The sequence below is a fragment of the Faecalibacterium sp. OF03-6AC genome (assembly GCF_003478175.1).
GTDB lineage: Bacteria > Bacillota > Clostridia > Oscillospirales > Ruminococcaceae > Faecalibacterium > Faecalibacterium taiwanense.
The window spans coordinates 96,359-110,856 of the sequence record NZ_QUEN01000010.1; the positions used below are offsets into that span (position 1 = coordinate 96,359).

At 54.7% G+C, this 14,498-nt stretch carries 18 protein-coding genes; 10 read left to right on the top strand and 8 right to left on the bottom strand.

Features of this window, described 5'->3' with window-relative positions:
• Positions 1 to 183 precede the first annotated feature (183 nt).
• The 8 genes from DXA66_RS11535 to DXA66_RS11570 all read right to left on the bottom strand — a co-directional run bounded on the left by DXA66_RS11535 (position 184) and on the right by DXA66_RS11570 (position 7,512).
• Complete coding sequence (locus DXA66_RS11535; protein WP_118529068.1) at positions 184 to 822, bottom strand: GDSL-type esterase/lipase family protein; 639 nt, start codon at positions 820 to 822, stop codon at positions 184 to 186.
• Between the two features lie 6 nt (positions 823 to 828).
• A complete protein-coding gene (locus DXA66_RS11540) occupies positions 829 to 1,758 on the bottom strand; it encodes an ROK family protein (RefSeq protein WP_118529070.1) in 930 nt (309 codons plus the stop codon).
• 15 nt (positions 1,759 to 1,773) lie between these two features.
• Positions 1,774 to 2,478, bottom strand: coding sequence for an N-acetylmannosamine-6-phosphate 2-epimerase (locus DXA66_RS11545; protein ID WP_118529072.1), 705 nt, complete (start codon positions 2,476 to 2,478; stop codon positions 1,774 to 1,776).
• A gap of 3 nt (positions 2,479 to 2,481) precedes the next feature.
• Positions 2,482 to 2,931: a YhcH/YjgK/YiaL family protein gene (locus DXA66_RS11550; protein WP_097776406.1), complete on the bottom strand. Its 450-nt coding sequence runs from the start codon at positions 2,929 to 2,931 to the stop codon at positions 2,482 to 2,484.
• Between the two features lie 71 nt (positions 2,932 to 3,002).
• Positions 3,003 to 3,932, bottom strand: a complete 930-nt coding sequence (locus DXA66_RS11555) for a dihydrodipicolinate synthase family protein (RefSeq protein ID WP_118529074.1) — start codon at positions 3,930 to 3,932, stop codon at positions 3,003 to 3,005.
• A gap of 204 nt (positions 3,933 to 4,136) precedes the next feature.
• Positions 4,137 to 5,111 carry a carbohydrate ABC transporter permease gene (locus DXA66_RS11560; protein WP_118529076.1) on the bottom strand — a complete coding sequence of 325 codons (975 nt, stop codon included), beginning with the start codon at positions 5,109 to 5,111 and terminating at the stop codon, positions 4,137 to 4,139.
• Between the two features lie 15 nt (positions 5,112 to 5,126).
• Positions 5,127 to 6,050, bottom strand: coding sequence for a carbohydrate ABC transporter permease (locus DXA66_RS11565; protein ID WP_173012868.1), 924 nt, complete (start codon positions 6,048 to 6,050; stop codon positions 5,127 to 5,129).
• A 112-nt stretch (positions 6,051 to 6,162) separates the two neighbouring features.
• Positions 6,163 to 7,512 carry an ABC transporter substrate-binding protein gene (locus tag DXA66_RS11570; RefSeq protein ID WP_118529078.1) on the bottom strand — a complete coding sequence of 450 codons (1,350 nt, stop codon included), beginning with the start codon at positions 7,510 to 7,512 and terminating at the stop codon, positions 6,163 to 6,165.
• A gap of 473 nt (positions 7,513 to 7,985) precedes the next feature.
• On the opposite strand from DXA66_RS11570, the gene DXA66_RS11575 reads away from it, so the two are divergent.
• The 10 genes from DXA66_RS11575 to DXA66_RS11620 all read left to right on the top strand — a co-directional run.
• Positions 7,986 to 8,831 carry a MurR/RpiR family transcriptional regulator gene (locus tag DXA66_RS11575; protein WP_118529080.1) on the top strand — a complete coding sequence of 282 codons (846 nt, stop codon included), beginning with the start codon at positions 7,986 to 7,988 and terminating at the stop codon, positions 8,829 to 8,831.
• Between the two features lie 332 nt (positions 8,832 to 9,163).
• On the top strand, positions 9,164 to 9,679 hold the full coding sequence (locus DXA66_RS11580; RefSeq protein ID WP_097776410.1) for a helix-turn-helix domain-containing protein: 516 nt from the start codon (positions 9,164 to 9,166) through the stop codon (positions 9,677 to 9,679).
• A gap of 125 nt (positions 9,680 to 9,804) precedes the next feature.
• Positions 9,805 to 10,674: a DUF6017 domain-containing protein gene (locus DXA66_RS11585; protein WP_117475934.1), complete on the top strand. Its 870-nt coding sequence runs from the start codon at positions 9,805 to 9,807 to the stop codon at positions 10,672 to 10,674.
• Complete coding sequence (locus DXA66_RS11590) at positions 10,674 to 11,510, top strand: ParA family protein (protein WP_117475933.1); 837 nt, start codon at positions 10,674 to 10,676, stop codon at positions 11,508 to 11,510. The genes DXA66_RS11585 and DXA66_RS11590 overlap by 1 nt, the downstream gene beginning before the upstream one ends.
• A complete protein-coding gene (locus tag DXA66_RS11595) occupies positions 11,467 to 12,411 on the top strand; it encodes a ParB/RepB/Spo0J family partition protein (RefSeq protein WP_097791889.1) in 945 nt (314 codons plus the stop codon). The genes DXA66_RS11590 and DXA66_RS11595 overlap by 44 nt, the downstream gene beginning before the upstream one ends.
• 67 nt (positions 12,412 to 12,478) lie before the next feature.
• Positions 12,479 to 12,901, top strand: coding sequence for a hypothetical protein (locus DXA66_RS11600; RefSeq protein ID WP_097839639.1), 423 nt, complete (start codon positions 12,479 to 12,481; stop codon positions 12,899 to 12,901).
• Between the two features lie 8 nt (positions 12,902 to 12,909).
• Positions 12,910 to 13,110, top strand: a complete 201-nt coding sequence (locus tag DXA66_RS11605) for a hypothetical protein (RefSeq protein WP_117536130.1) — start codon at positions 12,910 to 12,912, stop codon at positions 13,108 to 13,110.
• The gene (locus DXA66_RS11610; protein WP_097839637.1) at positions 13,037 to 13,474 is read left to right on the top strand and encodes a DUF3846 domain-containing protein; all 438 of its coding nucleotides are present in this window, start codon (positions 13,037 to 13,039) and stop codon (positions 13,472 to 13,474) included. Before DXA66_RS11605 ends, DXA66_RS11610 begins: the two co-directional genes overlap by 74 nt.
• A gap of 24 nt (positions 13,475 to 13,498) precedes the next feature.
• Positions 13,499 to 13,963, top strand: a complete 465-nt coding sequence (locus DXA66_RS11615) for a PcfB family protein (protein ID WP_097839635.1) — start codon at positions 13,499 to 13,501, stop codon at positions 13,961 to 13,963.
• On the top strand, positions 13,960 to 14,498 hold a 539-nt coding region (locus tag DXA66_RS11620; protein WP_147365178.1), incomplete at its 3' end, for a type IV secretory system conjugative DNA transfer family protein. The genes DXA66_RS11615 and DXA66_RS11620, both read left to right, overlap by 4 nt.

Sequence of the window (14,498 nt, forward strand, 5' to 3'; positions counted from 1 at the left end):
GATGAACAAAACGGAAATTAAAAATAAAATATAGGCTGCTTGTGAGTTTGATGCCGTTTGTGGTTATGACCCTATTTCGTGAAAAAAGTTCTCAAAAAGCCCGCAGGCTTTTTGAGAACCCAATAAAAATAATAATTCCACTAAAGATGCTCAGAGCGAAGCGGAGAGCATTTAAAATCGTGCTCAGATCAGGCCCGGCACTTCTTTTGCCAGAAGCTCCGCCAGCTGTGCGTGGCCCTTGCGGGTCAGGTGCATGAAGTCCACCTTGTTGAACTCGCAGTCCTTTGCGTTCAGGAAGTGCACACTCTGCCGTTCGCAGATGATGCGGAACTGCTCTGCCACACCGGCAGACTTCTCCACACAGCCATCGCCCATCACAGCATCGTGGAAGCCTGCACCGATGGGAGGAGGTGCCACCACCAGAATGTTGGGCTGCTTGGTGCCCCAGCAGTCTACGCTCTTTGCTTTGAGGATGAGCCGCTCCATGCCTGCAGCAATGCAGGCGGCATTGGCACCAAAGCGCTCCTTGACATCATTCGTGCCCAGCATGATGATGAGCAGGTCGATGACCTCGTGGCTCTTGAGCAGGGCATAGATAACGCTGAGGGCATCCATGGATTCGTGGATGGGGTCCACAAATACGGTGGTGCGGCCGGAAAGTCCCTCTTCGGTCACAAGGTATTCGTCGCCCAGCGCCTTCTGCAGGCGGCAGGTCCAGCGCTCCTCTTCATTGAAGCGGATGCCATGGTCGGCGCAGTCGTTGGGGTCGGCACAGTAGCCGTGGGTGTTGGAATCACCCAGACAGAGGATATGTGTTTTCATATATGATTACTCCTTTTCCATGGTCTGCCGGAAGTAGTACACTGCGCCCACCATACCGGCATCGTTGTGCAGCTGAGCGGCACGTACTTCCAGCCCCTCTGCAAAGGCGGGCATGACCGATGCTTTCACCTTTGCGGCAATGGGATCGATCAGCAGTTTCTGCTGCGCGCTCACGCCGCCGCCGATCAGAATGAGCTGCGGGTTGAAGATGTGCACCATGCCTGCAAGGCCCTGTGCGATCTCGTCCGTCCAGTGGTCCAGCAGGGCAAGAACTGTCTCGCTGCCTGCTTCGGCTGCGGCAAAGATGGCGCGGCCATCCTTCCAATCGGGGTCCTTTTCCTGTGCGGCGCGCACCAGCGCGGTGGTGGCAGCGTAGCGTTCCCAGCAGCCCTTTGCGCCGCAGGTACAGTCCACACCGTCCAGTGCGTGGGTGCGGTAGTGGCCCAGCTCACCGCCAAGGCCCCGTGCACCCTCTAATAAATGGCCTCCGGTCAGGATGCCGCCGCCCACGCCGGTGCCAAGGGTCACACCGATTACGTCCGTATAGCCCTGTGCAGCGCCGACCCACACTTCACCCAGCGTCATGCAGTTGGCGTCGTTGGCCACTGTGACTGGCAGGCCGAAGTCCTCTTCCAGCACAGCCTTGATAGGGCTGCCGATGTAATTGGGAAAGTTGCCGCAGGTACCGGCCACGATGCCCTTGCGGCTGTCGATCTGACCGGTGGCCGAAACGCCGATGCCCGCAAGGCTTTCCACCGGGATGGAATTTGTGGTCAAAAACTCCTTTGCGGCCTTGCGCACGGTGGTGAGAACAGGCGTCTGGTAGCCGTCAAAACTGACACCCTCTTCGCCCTTGAGCAGCACCCTGCCGGTCTCGTCCACGATGCCCAGCTTGACGGCAGTGCCGCCGATATCAATGCCAAAATACTGTTTCATCCGGCACACTCCATTTTACTTTTTTGCGGCGTTGATGGCACCGGTAAAGCGGGCCGTGATCTCTGCCGGGCGGGTGATGGCACCGCCCACCACCAGTGCGAATGCACCGGCTTCCAGCGCCTTGACCGCCTGCTCCGGGTAGTGGATGTGGCCCTCGGCAATGACCTTTGCCGGGCACTCTGCGGCCAGCTTATGAACAAAATCAAAGTCGATATCGTCAATGCCCTTGGTCTCCGGGGTGTAGCCGCGCATGGTGGTGCCCACAAAGTCGGCACCGGCTTCGGCGCAGGCCATGGCGTTCTCAAAGTTGTCGCAGTCGGCCATCACCAGCTGGTCGGGATACTTTGCCTTGATGGCGCGGATGAACTGGGCAGAGGTGGAGCCGTCCGGGCGCAGAGCACCGGTGCCCTGCACGGCAAGGATGTCCACGCCGCACTCCACCAGCTCGTCCACTTCCTTCATGGTAACGGTGATGTACATGGGCGTGCCGGGGTAGTCTTTTTTGATGATGCCGATGACCGGCAGGTCCACCACCTGCTTGATCTGGGTAATGTCCCGCACGGTGTTGGCGCGGATGCCCACTGCGCCGCTCATGGCGGAGGCTTTTGCCATCAGCGGCATCACGCCGCCCTCTTTCGTGTACAGCGGCTCTGTCTCCAGTGCCTGACAGGAAACGATCAGACCGCCTTTGATCTGAGCAAACAGTTTTTCCTTATCCATCGTTCAATCCTCCATCCGAATCTTTACAACAGCCTTGCGCACGCCCACACAGCCGTGCTGTACAAGGCCGGGTTTGTGCAGCTCAGTAGGGAAGAACAGCACAAAGCGTCCCTCGCCCAGTGTGCCGGTCACGACACTGGCGCTGTCCTGAAAACCGCAGTCGCCGGTAAAATCGCCGATCTCCCTGCCGGGATTTGTAGTAAATCCCCAGCCCTCGCTGCCGGTGATGTCGAGCTGCAGGTCGGCGTACTTTTTGTGATATTCCGGGTGGTAGCCGTGGTCGGAATGGAGCGTGGCATCCATCGTGTTGATGAATACTTCCTCGCCATCCACCTCGGTGCGGCCCAGAGGCAGGCTGGCAGGATCGTGGGTCAGCAGGTAATCAATGGCCGTGTCGAGATTTTTGCAAAGGCCCTTGTAGCGCGTCAGGTGCTGCAGGGTATCACAGATCATAAAACGTCCCTCCAAAAACAAGCGCCCGCTCTCCCCTCTGAAAAGAGACGGAGAGGGGCGCTGCTTCAATTTTACAGTTTTGCGATGGCAGCTTCGATCATGGCCTGTGCTTCGGCCACGATGGCTTCATCTTCCGGAATCAGGCCGGGCATCGGCTCACGCACGCCGCCCAGCTCCAGACCGTACATCCGGCGCAGGATCTCCTTCTGCACGGCGTACAGGTTGCCATGGGCTTCGCACATCTTGTAGATGATGCGGTCGGCATCGTACTGGATGGCGCGTGCGGCTTCGATCTCGCCCTTGTTGATGTGCTCGTTCATAGCCAGATACAGCTCCGGCATAACAGCGTAGGTGCCGCCGATGCCGCCGTCTGCGCCGATCACGCGGCCGGAAACAAACTGCTCATCGGGGCCGTTGAACACCACGAAGTTCCCCTTGCCGCGGGCAGCGATGCCGGCATCTTTGAACATCTGGATGTCCTGCGTGGGCATGGAGCTGTTCTTCACAGCCACTACATTGGGGTTCTTGAGCATTTCCTTCAGCAGGCTCATGGTCAAGCCGGTGCCTGCCAGCTGCGGGATGTTGTAGATGACGAACTCGGTGTTGGGAGCAGCGGCGGACATATCGTTCCAGTACTTTGCAATGGCGTACTCCGGCAGGTGGAAGTAGATGGGAGGAATGGATGCAATGGCATCCACGCCCACGCTCTCGGCATGGCGGGCCAGCTCCACGCTGTCGGCGGTATTGTTGCAGCCGACATGCGCAATGACGGTCAGCTTGCCCTTGGCTTCGCTCATCACAGCTTCCAGAACGGTCTTGCGCTCATCCACGTGCTGGTAGATGCACTCGCCGGAGGAACCGCCTACATACACGCCCTTGACGCCCTTGGCGATCAGATGGCGGGTAAGGGCCTTGACACCCTCGGTGGAAATGTTGCCCTCTGCGTCGTAGCAGGCGTAAAAGGCGGGGATGACACCCTGATATTTTTTGATATCTTTCATGTTCCAAACCCTTCTTTAAAAATAGTAATAAATACAGATGAAATGGTTTTGCATCAAGCTCGTACGCTTTCTGTTCCGGGCAGCGGCATCAGCGCCCTCTTGCGGTGCCCTGCATCCGCTTCGGCCCTTGGGCGGGCCTTGCGTCTTGCAGACCGCTGCGCCAAAAATCCCTCCCTGTTTCCGCCGCAGGCGGCGGTCGGGATTTTAGCCCTTAACAGCACCCATAGCGATGCCCTTGGTAAAGTACTTCTGGAAAATGAGGAAGATGATGATGATAGGCACAGCAGCCAGTGCGGCACCTGCCATGATCAGGCCAAAGTCGGTGCTGTTCTCAGCCTGCAGCTTTGCAATGCCCAGCGAGATGGTCAGGTTGCTGGTGCTGGACAGCATGATCAACTGCATGAAGTAGTCGTTCCAGCTGTTGATGAAGGTAAAAATGGCCAGTGCACCGATGCCCGGCTTGACCATGGGCAGCACGATGTCGATGAAGGTCTTGGCCTCGCTTGCACCGTCGATGCGGGCCGCTTCCAGCATCTCAGTGGGGATGCCCTCACTGAACTGCTTCATCAGGAACACACCAAAGGGCCAGCCCACGATGGGGAAGATGACGGCCCAGATGGTGTTGTACAGGTTCAGGCTGCTCATTTCGCGCAGCAGGGGGATCAGAATGACCTGCTTGGGCAGAGCCATTGCACACACGATGAGGGTGAACAGCAGCTTGCGGCCTACAAAGCGCTTTTTTGCCAGTGCATAGCCGGCCATGGCGGCGGTGATGCAGGTGAGGATCATGGACATGACGGCCATGAACACGGTGTTGATCATCCAGCGGATGGCAGCGGGAGCGGTGGGGCCTACCGAGAAGTAGATGGGCTCGCCGTTAGCGCTGAACTTGGAGCCAAAGGGCACAGCCAGCTGCCACAGCGGGGCGCTCTTGCCGGAGAACAGCTTCTGATAGTTGGTCAGCACCCACTGGCTGGGCCACCATTCCGGGGTGGTGGCGTTAATGGCGGCACCGGTTTTGAAGGAACCGGTGATGATCCAGTACAGCGGGAAGGCGAACAGCACCGCAACGATGCTGATGAGGATCAGCGTCAGGATCATGTAGGCGCTCATTCTCTTGAGCTTGCTGGGGTGACGCTTCAACGGTTTTTGCTTTTTTGCAGCGGCATTTGAACTCATTGTCCGGCACCTCCTTTAATTATCCTGGTTGCCCAGCTTGAACTGGACAGCCGACAGAATGGCGATGATGATTGCCAGCACCACACCCATTGCGTTGCCGTAGCCGTAGCGGTACAGCTTGAAGGCGGTGTAGTAGATGTAGTACATGATGGTGTCGGTGCTGTGGTTGGGGCCGCCGGAAGTCAGCAGCTGGATCAGCGCAAAGCACTGGAAGGAGTTGATGGTGGTAATGACCAGAATGTACAGGGTGGTGGGCATGATGGCGGGCCACTTGATCTTCCAGAAACACTGGAAATCGGTGGCACCATCCACTTCTGCGGCTTCCACAATGGACTGGTCCACATTGCCCAGAGCGGAAACGTACAGCACGATGGGCTGGCCCACAGAGGTGGTGAGCAGGATCAGGATAATGCAGCCCAGAGCAAAGCGCTCATCGCCCAGCCAGTTGATGTTCTTGTCAATGAGGCCCAGAGTCTTGCCCAGATAGTTGAAGATGCCATAGTAGTTGTTGTACATCCACTTCCACACCACGGTAACAGCCACAGAGCCGGTGACCACGGGCAGGTAGAACACGCAGCGGAAAAGGCTGGTAGCCCACTCGGGCAGGTCTACGATGGCAGAGGAGACCCACAGCGAGAAGGCGCAGGTCACGGGCACGGACACCACCACGATGATGAAGGTGTTCTTCAGAGCACCCAGAAAGATGGGGTCTGTGAACAGTTCCTTATAGTTTGCAAGGCCCACAAAGATATCGGCACGGTTCATGGTGGAATCGAAGAAGCTGGTCACCACGCACAGCACCATGGGGTAAATGACGAAGCCCAGAAAGAAGATCAGGCTGGGCAGCAGGAAGCAATAGGAAGCGAAGGTCTCGCGCCGTACCAGCGCACTGCTGCGCTTAGGCTCTTTGATCGCCGTTTTTGCAGCCAAGAGAATCACCGTTCCTTTCGGTTATGATTTTTTTTTTACAAATAAAGCCCCTCCCTCGTCGGGATCTTCGAGGAAGGGGCGAAGCGTCAATAATTATCTGCCCCCGGCAGAGTGGATGGGCTTATGCCTGTGCGGCAGCGTTTGCGTTGTCCACAAAGGTCTTGACGGCAGTCTCGACATCCTCACCGGAACCGACGCGCTGCAGCATGTTCCACCACTCGGTACGTGCGGTTGCCCAGCCCGGAGTGATCTGGTAGTAGTCGCCCAGATAAGCCATGAACTTGCTGTACTCGCTCATGATCTCGTTGTCAGCGTAGATATCGCCCACGCTGGTGCGGACCGGGAAGTAGGTGGAAGCCAGCACACTGTCCTTGACCTGATCGGGGTCGGCAGCGATGAAGTCGATGAAGGTCTTGGCTGCTTCGATCTTGGCCTCGTCGCCGTTATCAAAGATGCCGAAGCCCCAGATGCCGCCACACAGCTTCGGGTCGCCGCTGTCGGTGGGGAAGGCCATGGGGAAGATCTCGTCGCCATCGTTGGTCAGACCGGCGGCGTTGTTGTCGCTGTTGGCCTGCTGTGCAATGTTCCAGCAGAATGCCATCTGCAGGGTGCCGTTGCGGAACAGGGTGATCTCGTCGCCGCCTGCGATGGAAGCGTCAAAGTTGATGCCCTTGGTGTCGTGCAGGGTCTGGATCGCCTTGATGTTCTCGGCAGAGTCGGCAGTGTACTTGGTGTGGGCTGCATCGGTAAAGGTGCCGCCGTACATGTTATTGATGATGGCGCGGGTGCCCTGGTCACCGCCCTGACCTGCGCAGTAGATGGCTGCAACGTTCTCGTAACCGCCGTTGTACAGGGCATCAACGGTCTTCAGGAAGCCGTCGGTGCTCCAGGTGTGCTTGTCAGTATCAATGTACTGGTCAGCGCCCACTTCCTTGACCTTGGTCATGTTCACGGCCATGCAGTGTGCGGTCATGCACAGGGGATACTCGTAGTAGTTGCCGGCAGTGTCCTTGCAGGCGGACTCAACGGACTCGTAAATGTCCTTCTTGGCATCGTCGGTCCACAGGTCGTTCAGCGGAGCCATAACGCCCTTTGCGCCCCAGTTTGCAACCAGACGCTCGGGACCTTCCATGATCAGATCAGGTGCGCTGCCGCCCTCGATAGCGGTGTTCACCTGATCGTCGCCGTTGGTGTAGTCCAGATACTCCACAGTGACCTTGATGTCAGGATACTTGGCGTTGAAGCTGGAAACCAGACCCTGAACGGTCTCGTCATTGCCCCAGCCGCCGATGGGGTATGTCCACAGCTTGATGCTGGTGGAAGAAGCAGCTGCGCTTGCAGCGGTAGAACCTGCGGTGGAAGCAGCAGTGCTGGTGCTTGCAGAAGAGCCGCCGCATGCGGCCAGAGCGCCGGCTGCGCCCAGAATGCCAGCGGCCTTCAGGAACGAACGGCGGGAAATGCAGTTTTTCATAGTAGTTTCTCCTTCGCATTCAAGATGCTTCACGTTGTTGGCGGCCTGCCGTGCCAGCGGCCGCTCTTGATGGCTCCATTATAGAAAAATATTTTCATTTTGTCCATTCATGGTTTTCATAAATTTTCAGAATGACAGTGTGCATTGTGCACAAAAGTGTGGGATATATGTTGAAATGCAAAGAAAACCTTGCTTTACTCTTCTGAAATTATTACAGAATGGTACAAACCCACCAAAACGATAGTGAAAATATTTTTCTAAACAAAAATGTGAAATTGAAAGATATTTTCACAGGATGGCCAGTTTTTCCGCCAAAACTGTGTGCTCTGCACAGAACTGCGGGCCAAAATGTGGGCAATGCGTCTCTTGCGAAGCGGGGACGATTCTTTTATACTTTTTATAAAGGTGAATGAAACGGTCGGCAGCTGATCCGGGTCGGTGGACTGCTGCGCCGGAAAAGAGGAAAAAGAAAAATGGCAACGAATTTTTGGGAGCTGCTGCAGCAGCATCAGGGCGACCTGACAAAATCGGGCCGCACCGTGGCGGACTATCTTGTGCAGCACGCGGCAGAGGCACAGTATTTGTCCATCTCCTCGCTGGCAAAGGAGTGCTGTGTGGCAGAGGCAACGGTGTTCCGCTTCTGCCGGGCGCTGGGGTTTGAGGGCTATCATGAAATGCGCATTGCGCTGGCGCAGGCCAACGCCACCGGTGCACTGGTCAACCAGCATGTGCCGGAGCCGGATGCCGACACGGCAGCTTTGTGCGAGCACGCCAGCGCCTTGCTGATGACTACTATCAACGGCACCCAGAACAGTCTTTCGCCGGAGGCGGTGGACAAGGCTTCGGAGCTGATGCACAAGGCCCGGCAGGTGTACTGCCTTGGTCAGGGCGGCAGCATGTATATTGCAAATGATATCTGCGCCCGCTTTGCCTGCATCTCCACCAAGTTCCGCACGGCAGGCGACAGCCATATGCAGCTGATCACGGCCAGCCTGATGACCCCGGAGGATGTGGTGCTGTTCGTTTCCTATTCCGGCGCTACCCGCGATATGCTGGAAACGCTGCGCGCGGCCAAGGCGGCGGGCGCAAAGATCATTCTGCTCACCCATTATGAGGATTCGCCCGGCGCAAAGCTGGCGGATATCGTGCTGCTGTGTGGTGCGCAGGAAAGCCCGCTGGACTCCGGCAACATCCCGGTCAAGGTGGCGCTGCTGTATGTGGCCGAAGTGCTGGTGCTGCGCTACACCATGGACGACCCCGAAAATGCCAACGCCGCACAAGATCGCACCAGTGAAGCACTGGCGGTCAAAATGCTGTAAAAATATTGCCCGCAAGGCCCCTGCAGATCCCGTGTTCTGCGGGGGCCTTGGCATATCCGGCAAAGGGTGCGCAAAATCTGTTTCTGATCTTTTTCAAAAAAAAAATAGACCTCATCTTTTTGATGAAGTCTATTTTTCTTTAGCCTCTTAACTTAACGGCATTGGGCGAATGCCTGATGGGCTTTTATGCCGGTGGTGGGGGTCTCCCGCGCACTGAGCAACAGCCCGCAGGGCTGATTGCTCCCCTGCTGTGCAGGGTCGTGCTGTTCGACCCGCTCACACGCCGCAGATAAAAAGAAAGCCCCCCAGACAAGCTGGAGGGCTTCCTTTTTATGCCGGTGGTGGGGGTCGAACCCACACGTGTTATTAGCACAAGGGATTTTGAGTTTTTATCCTCATCTTCCATCTGGTGTCATCCAGTGATATCTAGTGATATCTGGTTCCCACTGTGCAAAGGCAAAATTCACGCCTCAACGAACAATAATTTGAAATATCCACGATTTTTCGATGCGTTTTTCCTCTACTCTGTTTTTTCGGTTTGGACCGCCCAAATGGAAATTGGAGGGATGTTCAGGAGGGATGCAGGGCAAAACGCTCCTCTGCTTAGGCACAAAACGAAAGGAAAGTCAAGGATAATGAATCAAAATCAAGCAAAAGAGTATTATAAAAAATTATTTGTGAACTATCCTGATGTGCTGTCTGTCGAAGAAGCAACAACTTTACTCGGTTTCAAAAGCCAGACTGCCATCATCAGAAGAATCCATCAACATAGAATTCGCTGCCTGAAAGTCGGACGATCTTTCATGATTCCGAAAGAATATCTCATCGACTATCTTTTGGATAGCTAAATTATATAGCCATTATATTACATAGCGCACCACTTTTCAATAAGAAAAGAGTGCGCTTTTTATTTTCAAACGAAAGGCGGTTGATTTTTTGAACACAAGCTGGAGCAAAACGTTGAAAAAGCCACATGACCCTTGACTACTTTTACGGACAAGCCGGAGAACTGTTTTCATTCTACCGCATTCCCAAGGCTCTTTTTCAGGAGCCACGGTTCCAGAGTCTGTCCACCGATGCAAAAACCCTGTACGGCATCCTGCTGGACCGCATGAGCCTGTCTGTGAAAAACGGCTGGCTGGACGAGCAGAACCGGGTGTTCATCATCTTCACGATAGAGGATGTCAAGAGGGCGTTGTGTTGCGCAGACAACAAAGCGACCAAGCTGCTCCGGGAACTCGAAAAGTTTGGTCTGATTGAACGAAAACGCAGAGGTCTGGGAAAGCCAAGTTTGGTGTATGTGAAGAACTTTTCGGCAGAATCGTCAAAATCAATATTCCAAAATCGTGATTTTCACGATTCTGGAGGCTTCAAAAACGCAAGTCAAGACCCTTCAAAATCACGATGTAATAAGACTAAAGAGAATGATACTGAAATGAGTGAGACTGATCCATTCAATTCTGAAGAAGCGGATGGGATGAGCAAACGCACCCAACTGGAAGAATATTTTTCTCAGTCTTTGGAGATAGACCTTTTGCTCCGGCTCTGCCCGGATGACAAGGACATTATCTACCAGATCGTAGACTTGCTGGTGGACACCTGCGCTACCAACCGTAAGCTGCTGCACATTGCTGGGGACGATAAGCCCGCCGAGGTGGTATGCAGTCGGTTTATGAAGTTGAACGCCGACCACATCCGCTTTGTGCTGAAGTGTTTTGCAGAGAACAGCAGCCCGATCCGTAACATGAAACAATATCTGCTCGCTTCTCTGTACAACGCGCCCACCACCATGCAGCTTTCCTACCAGAACCAAACCAACCACGACTTAGCGAATCGGAGGTGATGAAAATTTCAAAGAAAGCAACCACGATAGCCATCGTCAACCAGAAAGGCGGCACCGGCAAGACCACCACCTGTGAAAATCTGGGCATCGGGCTGGCGATGGAGGGCAAAAAAGTTCTACTGGTGGACACTGACCCGCAGGGCAGTCTTACCATCAGCATGGGCTGGCAGCAGCCGGACGAGCTGCCTGCCACATTGTCTACTCTGATGCAGAAAGCCATGAACGACCAGCCTATCCAACCCGGTGAGGGCATCCTGCACCATGCAGAGGGCGTAGACCTCATCCCTGCCAACATCGAATTGGCAGGATTGGAGGTGGCTCTGGTAAACAGCATGAACCGGGAAAAGATGCTCAAACAGGTGTTGGACGGAGCAAAACGGGAGTACGATTATATCCTGCTGGACTGTACTCCCTCCCTTGGTATGCTCACCATCAATGCACTGGCGGCGGCAGACACTGCTTTGATACCCGTACAGGCTCAATATCTTTCTGCCAAAGGTCTGGAGCAGCTTTTGCAGACAATCTGTAAGGTACACCGGCAGAAAATCAATCCGAAGCTGAAAATCGAGGGCATCCTGCTCACCATGACGGACAGCCGCACCAACTATGGAAAGCAGATCGACACTTTGATTCGTCAGGCATACGGTAGTAAAATCAAGGTGTTCGACCAGACCATTCCCCGGTCTGTTCGTGCTGCTGAAACCAGTGCCGCCGGCAAGAGCATTTTCCAGTATGACCCCAAGAGCAAGGTGGCAGAAGCCTATCAATCTCTTGCGAAGGAGGTGTTGGTGGATGCCGAAAAGCGGCTTAAACGTAGCACTGAAAGGTCTCGATGATATTTTTTCGACCGAAGAGTCCCGGCAGGAAGAACAGCGGGAGCAGGTACAACAGATTCCCGTCAGCGAACTTTTCCCGTTCAAAAACCACCCGTTCAAAGTTCTGGACGATGATTCCATGACCCGGACGGTGGAAAGCATTTCGCAGTTCGGTGTGCTTGCGCCGCTGATTGCCCGCCCCAGACCAGAGGGCGGCTATGAGATCATCTCCGGGCATCGTCGGAAACACGCCGCAGAGCTTGCAAATCTGGACACCGTGCCTGTCATTGTGCGAAATATGGAGGATGATGCCGCCACGATATTGATGGTCGATTCCAATTTGCAGAGAGAACACATCCTGCCCAGCGAGCGGGCATTTGCGTACAAGATGAAGCTGGATGCAATAAAAAATCAAGGTGCTAGGTCAGATTTAACTTCGTCCCAAGTTGGGACGAAGTTGAGAGCCGATGAAAAAGTAGCAAAAGATTCAGGCGAAAGTCGCAATCAAGTCCAGCGTTTTGTGCGTCTGACGAACCTTGTCCCTGAATTGCTCGACATGGTGGACGAGAAAAAAATCTCTTTTAACCCTGCGGTAGAACTGTCCTATCTGGACGAAAAACAGCAACAGGATTTTTTAGAAGCAATGGATGCTTCCCAGAACGCACCATCTCTTTCACAAGCCATTCGGATAAAAAAGCTGGCGCAGCAGGGTGAGTTTGACTATGATGCAGTCTACAACATTATGAATGAGGAAAAGAAAAGCGAACTGGACACCGTGACCATCAAAAACGAAACCCTGCGGAAATACTTTCCACGCAATTACACGCCCCGGCAGATGGAAAGCATCATCATCAAGCTGCTCGACCAGTGGCAACTAAAAAAGCAACAGGCAAAACAGAAGAAGCAGGAAGAAGCGCGCTGATCGCAGACTGAACCAAAAGACCCAGTTCCGGGTCTTTTATTTTGCAAAAATTTTGGAGGAAACGTCTATGAACTTTACTACCACTCACATCCGTTCCGAGAAAGTCACCATTGATACTCGCATCTACACGATTCTGAACGGCAGAAAAAAGCCTGGTGAAGTCTATCTCGCTGCCATTGCCCCGGATATGGAGCTGACCATCATCACGCTGGACGAGGCTCCCGGCATCCTGCCCTGCTTTGAGGAGGATGATGCCTGCCTGAACCTTCCCAACACCTCGCTGCTGCTCTGCTACAACCCGGCGCAGGTGCTGAAGATGGGCGGAAAGCACTACCTGACCGGCCCGGTGATTCTTGTTCGCACCAACATGGACGGCGAGGTCATCTCGCTGACCATCGATGAAGTCTACCTGTTCCAGAAGTATCTGGCAAGCCACAGCATCACCCTGATGGCAGACGACCAGAAGCTGCCCTGCATCTGCATGGAGTGAGGTGTGCCATGCTGAACTTTTTTATCGGTTTCGCATTTTTTGAAGCCGGCGCTTTTTTCGGCTTCTTCGTGGCAGCTCTGTTGAACGCCGCCCATGCCTGGCAGGAGATCTCTATCAAATTCGAGGAGGACGATAATGGAACAGAACGAGAACACCTTGTCGGTGCTGAAAATTGCACCGGGACAGTATCCGCAGCAGGTCGAGATTGACAACAACCTGAAAGCCTTGCAGGAGGCGGTGGGCGGCACGATTGCTGCTGTTTACCCCTTTGCAGACCCAGTGGCTATCATCTGCAATGACGATGGTAAGCTCATGGGTCTGCCCCTGAACCGTGCTCTTCGGGATGAAAACGGAGAAATGTATGATGCCATTGCCGGAGACTTTCTAGTGGTGGGATTGGGCGAGGAGGATTTTGCATCCCTGACCCCAGAACTGGCGCAGAAGTACGAGCAGCTTTTCCATCAGCCGGAAGCCTTTCTGAAGCTAGGCAACCGTCTGTTGGTGCTGCCGGTGCCTGATGAACCTCCCGCAGAAAAGCCCCGCACCAAGCCCCCGGCAGAGCATGACCGCTAAAATCACCCTGCTGCACGGGAGGTGATGGCATTGCAGGAAGAAATCGAACAGAAGTCATTCAACATTATGATCTCCACCACAAAGCTGTCTGCCCGGACTGTCCTGCGGGCGGTAAAAGCGGCGTTTCGGCTGTACCAGTCCAAAACATCCCAAGGTAAGCAAAGTGTCCGCACCCTTCTGCGGCAAAACCGGGGCGTGTCCAGCGTGGAGATCAGCAAGACCGGCATCCGTGGTCTGGAACGCTATGCCAAAAAGTACGGCATCGACTACGCCATCCGCAAGGACAGCTCTGAGGTGCCGCCCCGGTATCTGGTCTTTTTCAAAGCCCCGGACGCAGAAGCCTTCAACTCGGCGTTTAAAGAGTATTCGGCATCTCTGCTGAACAAAGGCAAACGCCCCTCGGTGCTGGCAAAACTGCATGAACTGGTGCAGGCGGCGGCAGAACTCCCCGGCAAAGTCCGGCATAAGGAACAGGAGCGTGGACTGTGACCACGAAAAAGCTGATAAAGCTGCTGGCACTGTACCTGCCCTATATTTTGCTGGGGCTGGTGGCAACCAACATTGGCGAAGCGTGGCGACTTGCCGAGGGCAAAGAACTGGGCGATAAGATTATGTCCATGATGGGTACGATCCCGGTGGCATTTGCAAACCCTCTGCCCAGCCTGCATCCGCTTGATTTGCTGGTGGGTCTGTGCTGTGGCGCAGGGTTACGGCTGGCGGTCTATCTGCGTGGCAAAAACGCCAAGAAGTACCGCCATGGCATGGAGTACGGCTCTGCCCGGTGGGGTACGCCCAAGGACATTGAGCCGTTCATGGCTCCCAAGTTTGCCGACAACATCATCCTGACCAAAACGGAACGGCTGATGATGTCCAACCGCCCACCGGACCCCAAAAACGCCCGGAACAAAAATGTGCTGGTGGTGGGAGGCTCCGGCAGCGGCAAGACGAGATTTTGGCTTAAACCCAACCTTTTACAATGCCATAGTTCCTATGTGGTCACTGACCCGAAGGGCTATAATGAACA

Bases quoted from the DNA above. Each gene is read 5' to 3' on its own strand.
- DXA66_RS11535 (WP_118529068.1), bottom strand. From the start codon at position 822: ATGAAAACACATATCCTCTGTCTGGGTGATTCCAACACCCACGGCTAC.
- DXA66_RS11540 (WP_118529070.1), bottom strand. From the start codon at position 1,758: ATGAAACAGTATTTTGGCATTGATATCGGCGGCACTGCCGTCAAGCTG.
- DXA66_RS11545 (WP_118529072.1), bottom strand. From the start codon at position 2,478: ATGGATAAGGAAAAACTGTTTGCTCAGATCAAAGGCGGTCTGATCGTT.
- DXA66_RS11550 (WP_097776406.1), bottom strand. From the start codon at position 2,931: ATGATCTGTGATACCCTGCAGCACCTGACGCGCTACAAGGGCCTTTGC.
- DXA66_RS11555 (WP_118529074.1), bottom strand. From the start codon at position 3,932: ATGAAAGATATCAAAAAATATCAGGGTGTCATCCCCGCCTTTTACGCC.
- DXA66_RS11560 (WP_118529076.1), bottom strand. From the start codon at position 5,111: ATGAGTTCAAATGCCGCTGCAAAAAAGCAAAAACCGTTGAAGCGTCAC.
- DXA66_RS11570 (WP_118529078.1), bottom strand. From the start codon at position 7,512: ATGAAAAACTGCATTTCCCGCCGTTCGTTCCTGAAGGCCGCTGGCATT.
- DXA66_RS11575 (WP_118529080.1), top strand. From the start codon at position 7,986: ATGGCAACGAATTTTTGGGAGCTGCTGCAGCAGCATCAGGGCGACCTG.
- DXA66_RS11580 (WP_097776410.1), top strand. From the start codon at position 9,164: ATGCCGGTGGTGGGGGTCGAACCCACACGTGTTATTAGCACAAGGGAT.
- DXA66_RS11585 (WP_117475934.1), top strand. From the start codon at position 9,805: ATGACCCTTGACTACTTTTACGGACAAGCCGGAGAACTGTTTTCATTC.
- DXA66_RS11590 (WP_117475933.1), top strand. From the start codon at position 10,674: ATGAAAATTTCAAAGAAAGCAACCACGATAGCCATCGTCAACCAGAAA.
- DXA66_RS11595 (WP_097791889.1), top strand. From the start codon at position 11,467: ATGCCGAAAAGCGGCTTAAACGTAGCACTGAAAGGTCTCGATGATATT.
- DXA66_RS11600 (WP_097839639.1), top strand. From the start codon at position 12,479: ATGAACTTTACTACCACTCACATCCGTTCCGAGAAAGTCACCATTGAT.
- DXA66_RS11605 (WP_117536130.1), top strand. From the start codon at position 12,910: ATGCTGAACTTTTTTATCGGTTTCGCATTTTTTGAAGCCGGCGCTTTT.
- DXA66_RS11610 (WP_097839637.1), top strand. From the start codon at position 13,037: ATGGAACAGAACGAGAACACCTTGTCGGTGCTGAAAATTGCACCGGGA.
- DXA66_RS11615 (WP_097839635.1), top strand. From the start codon at position 13,499: ATGGCATTGCAGGAAGAAATCGAACAGAAGTCATTCAACATTATGATC.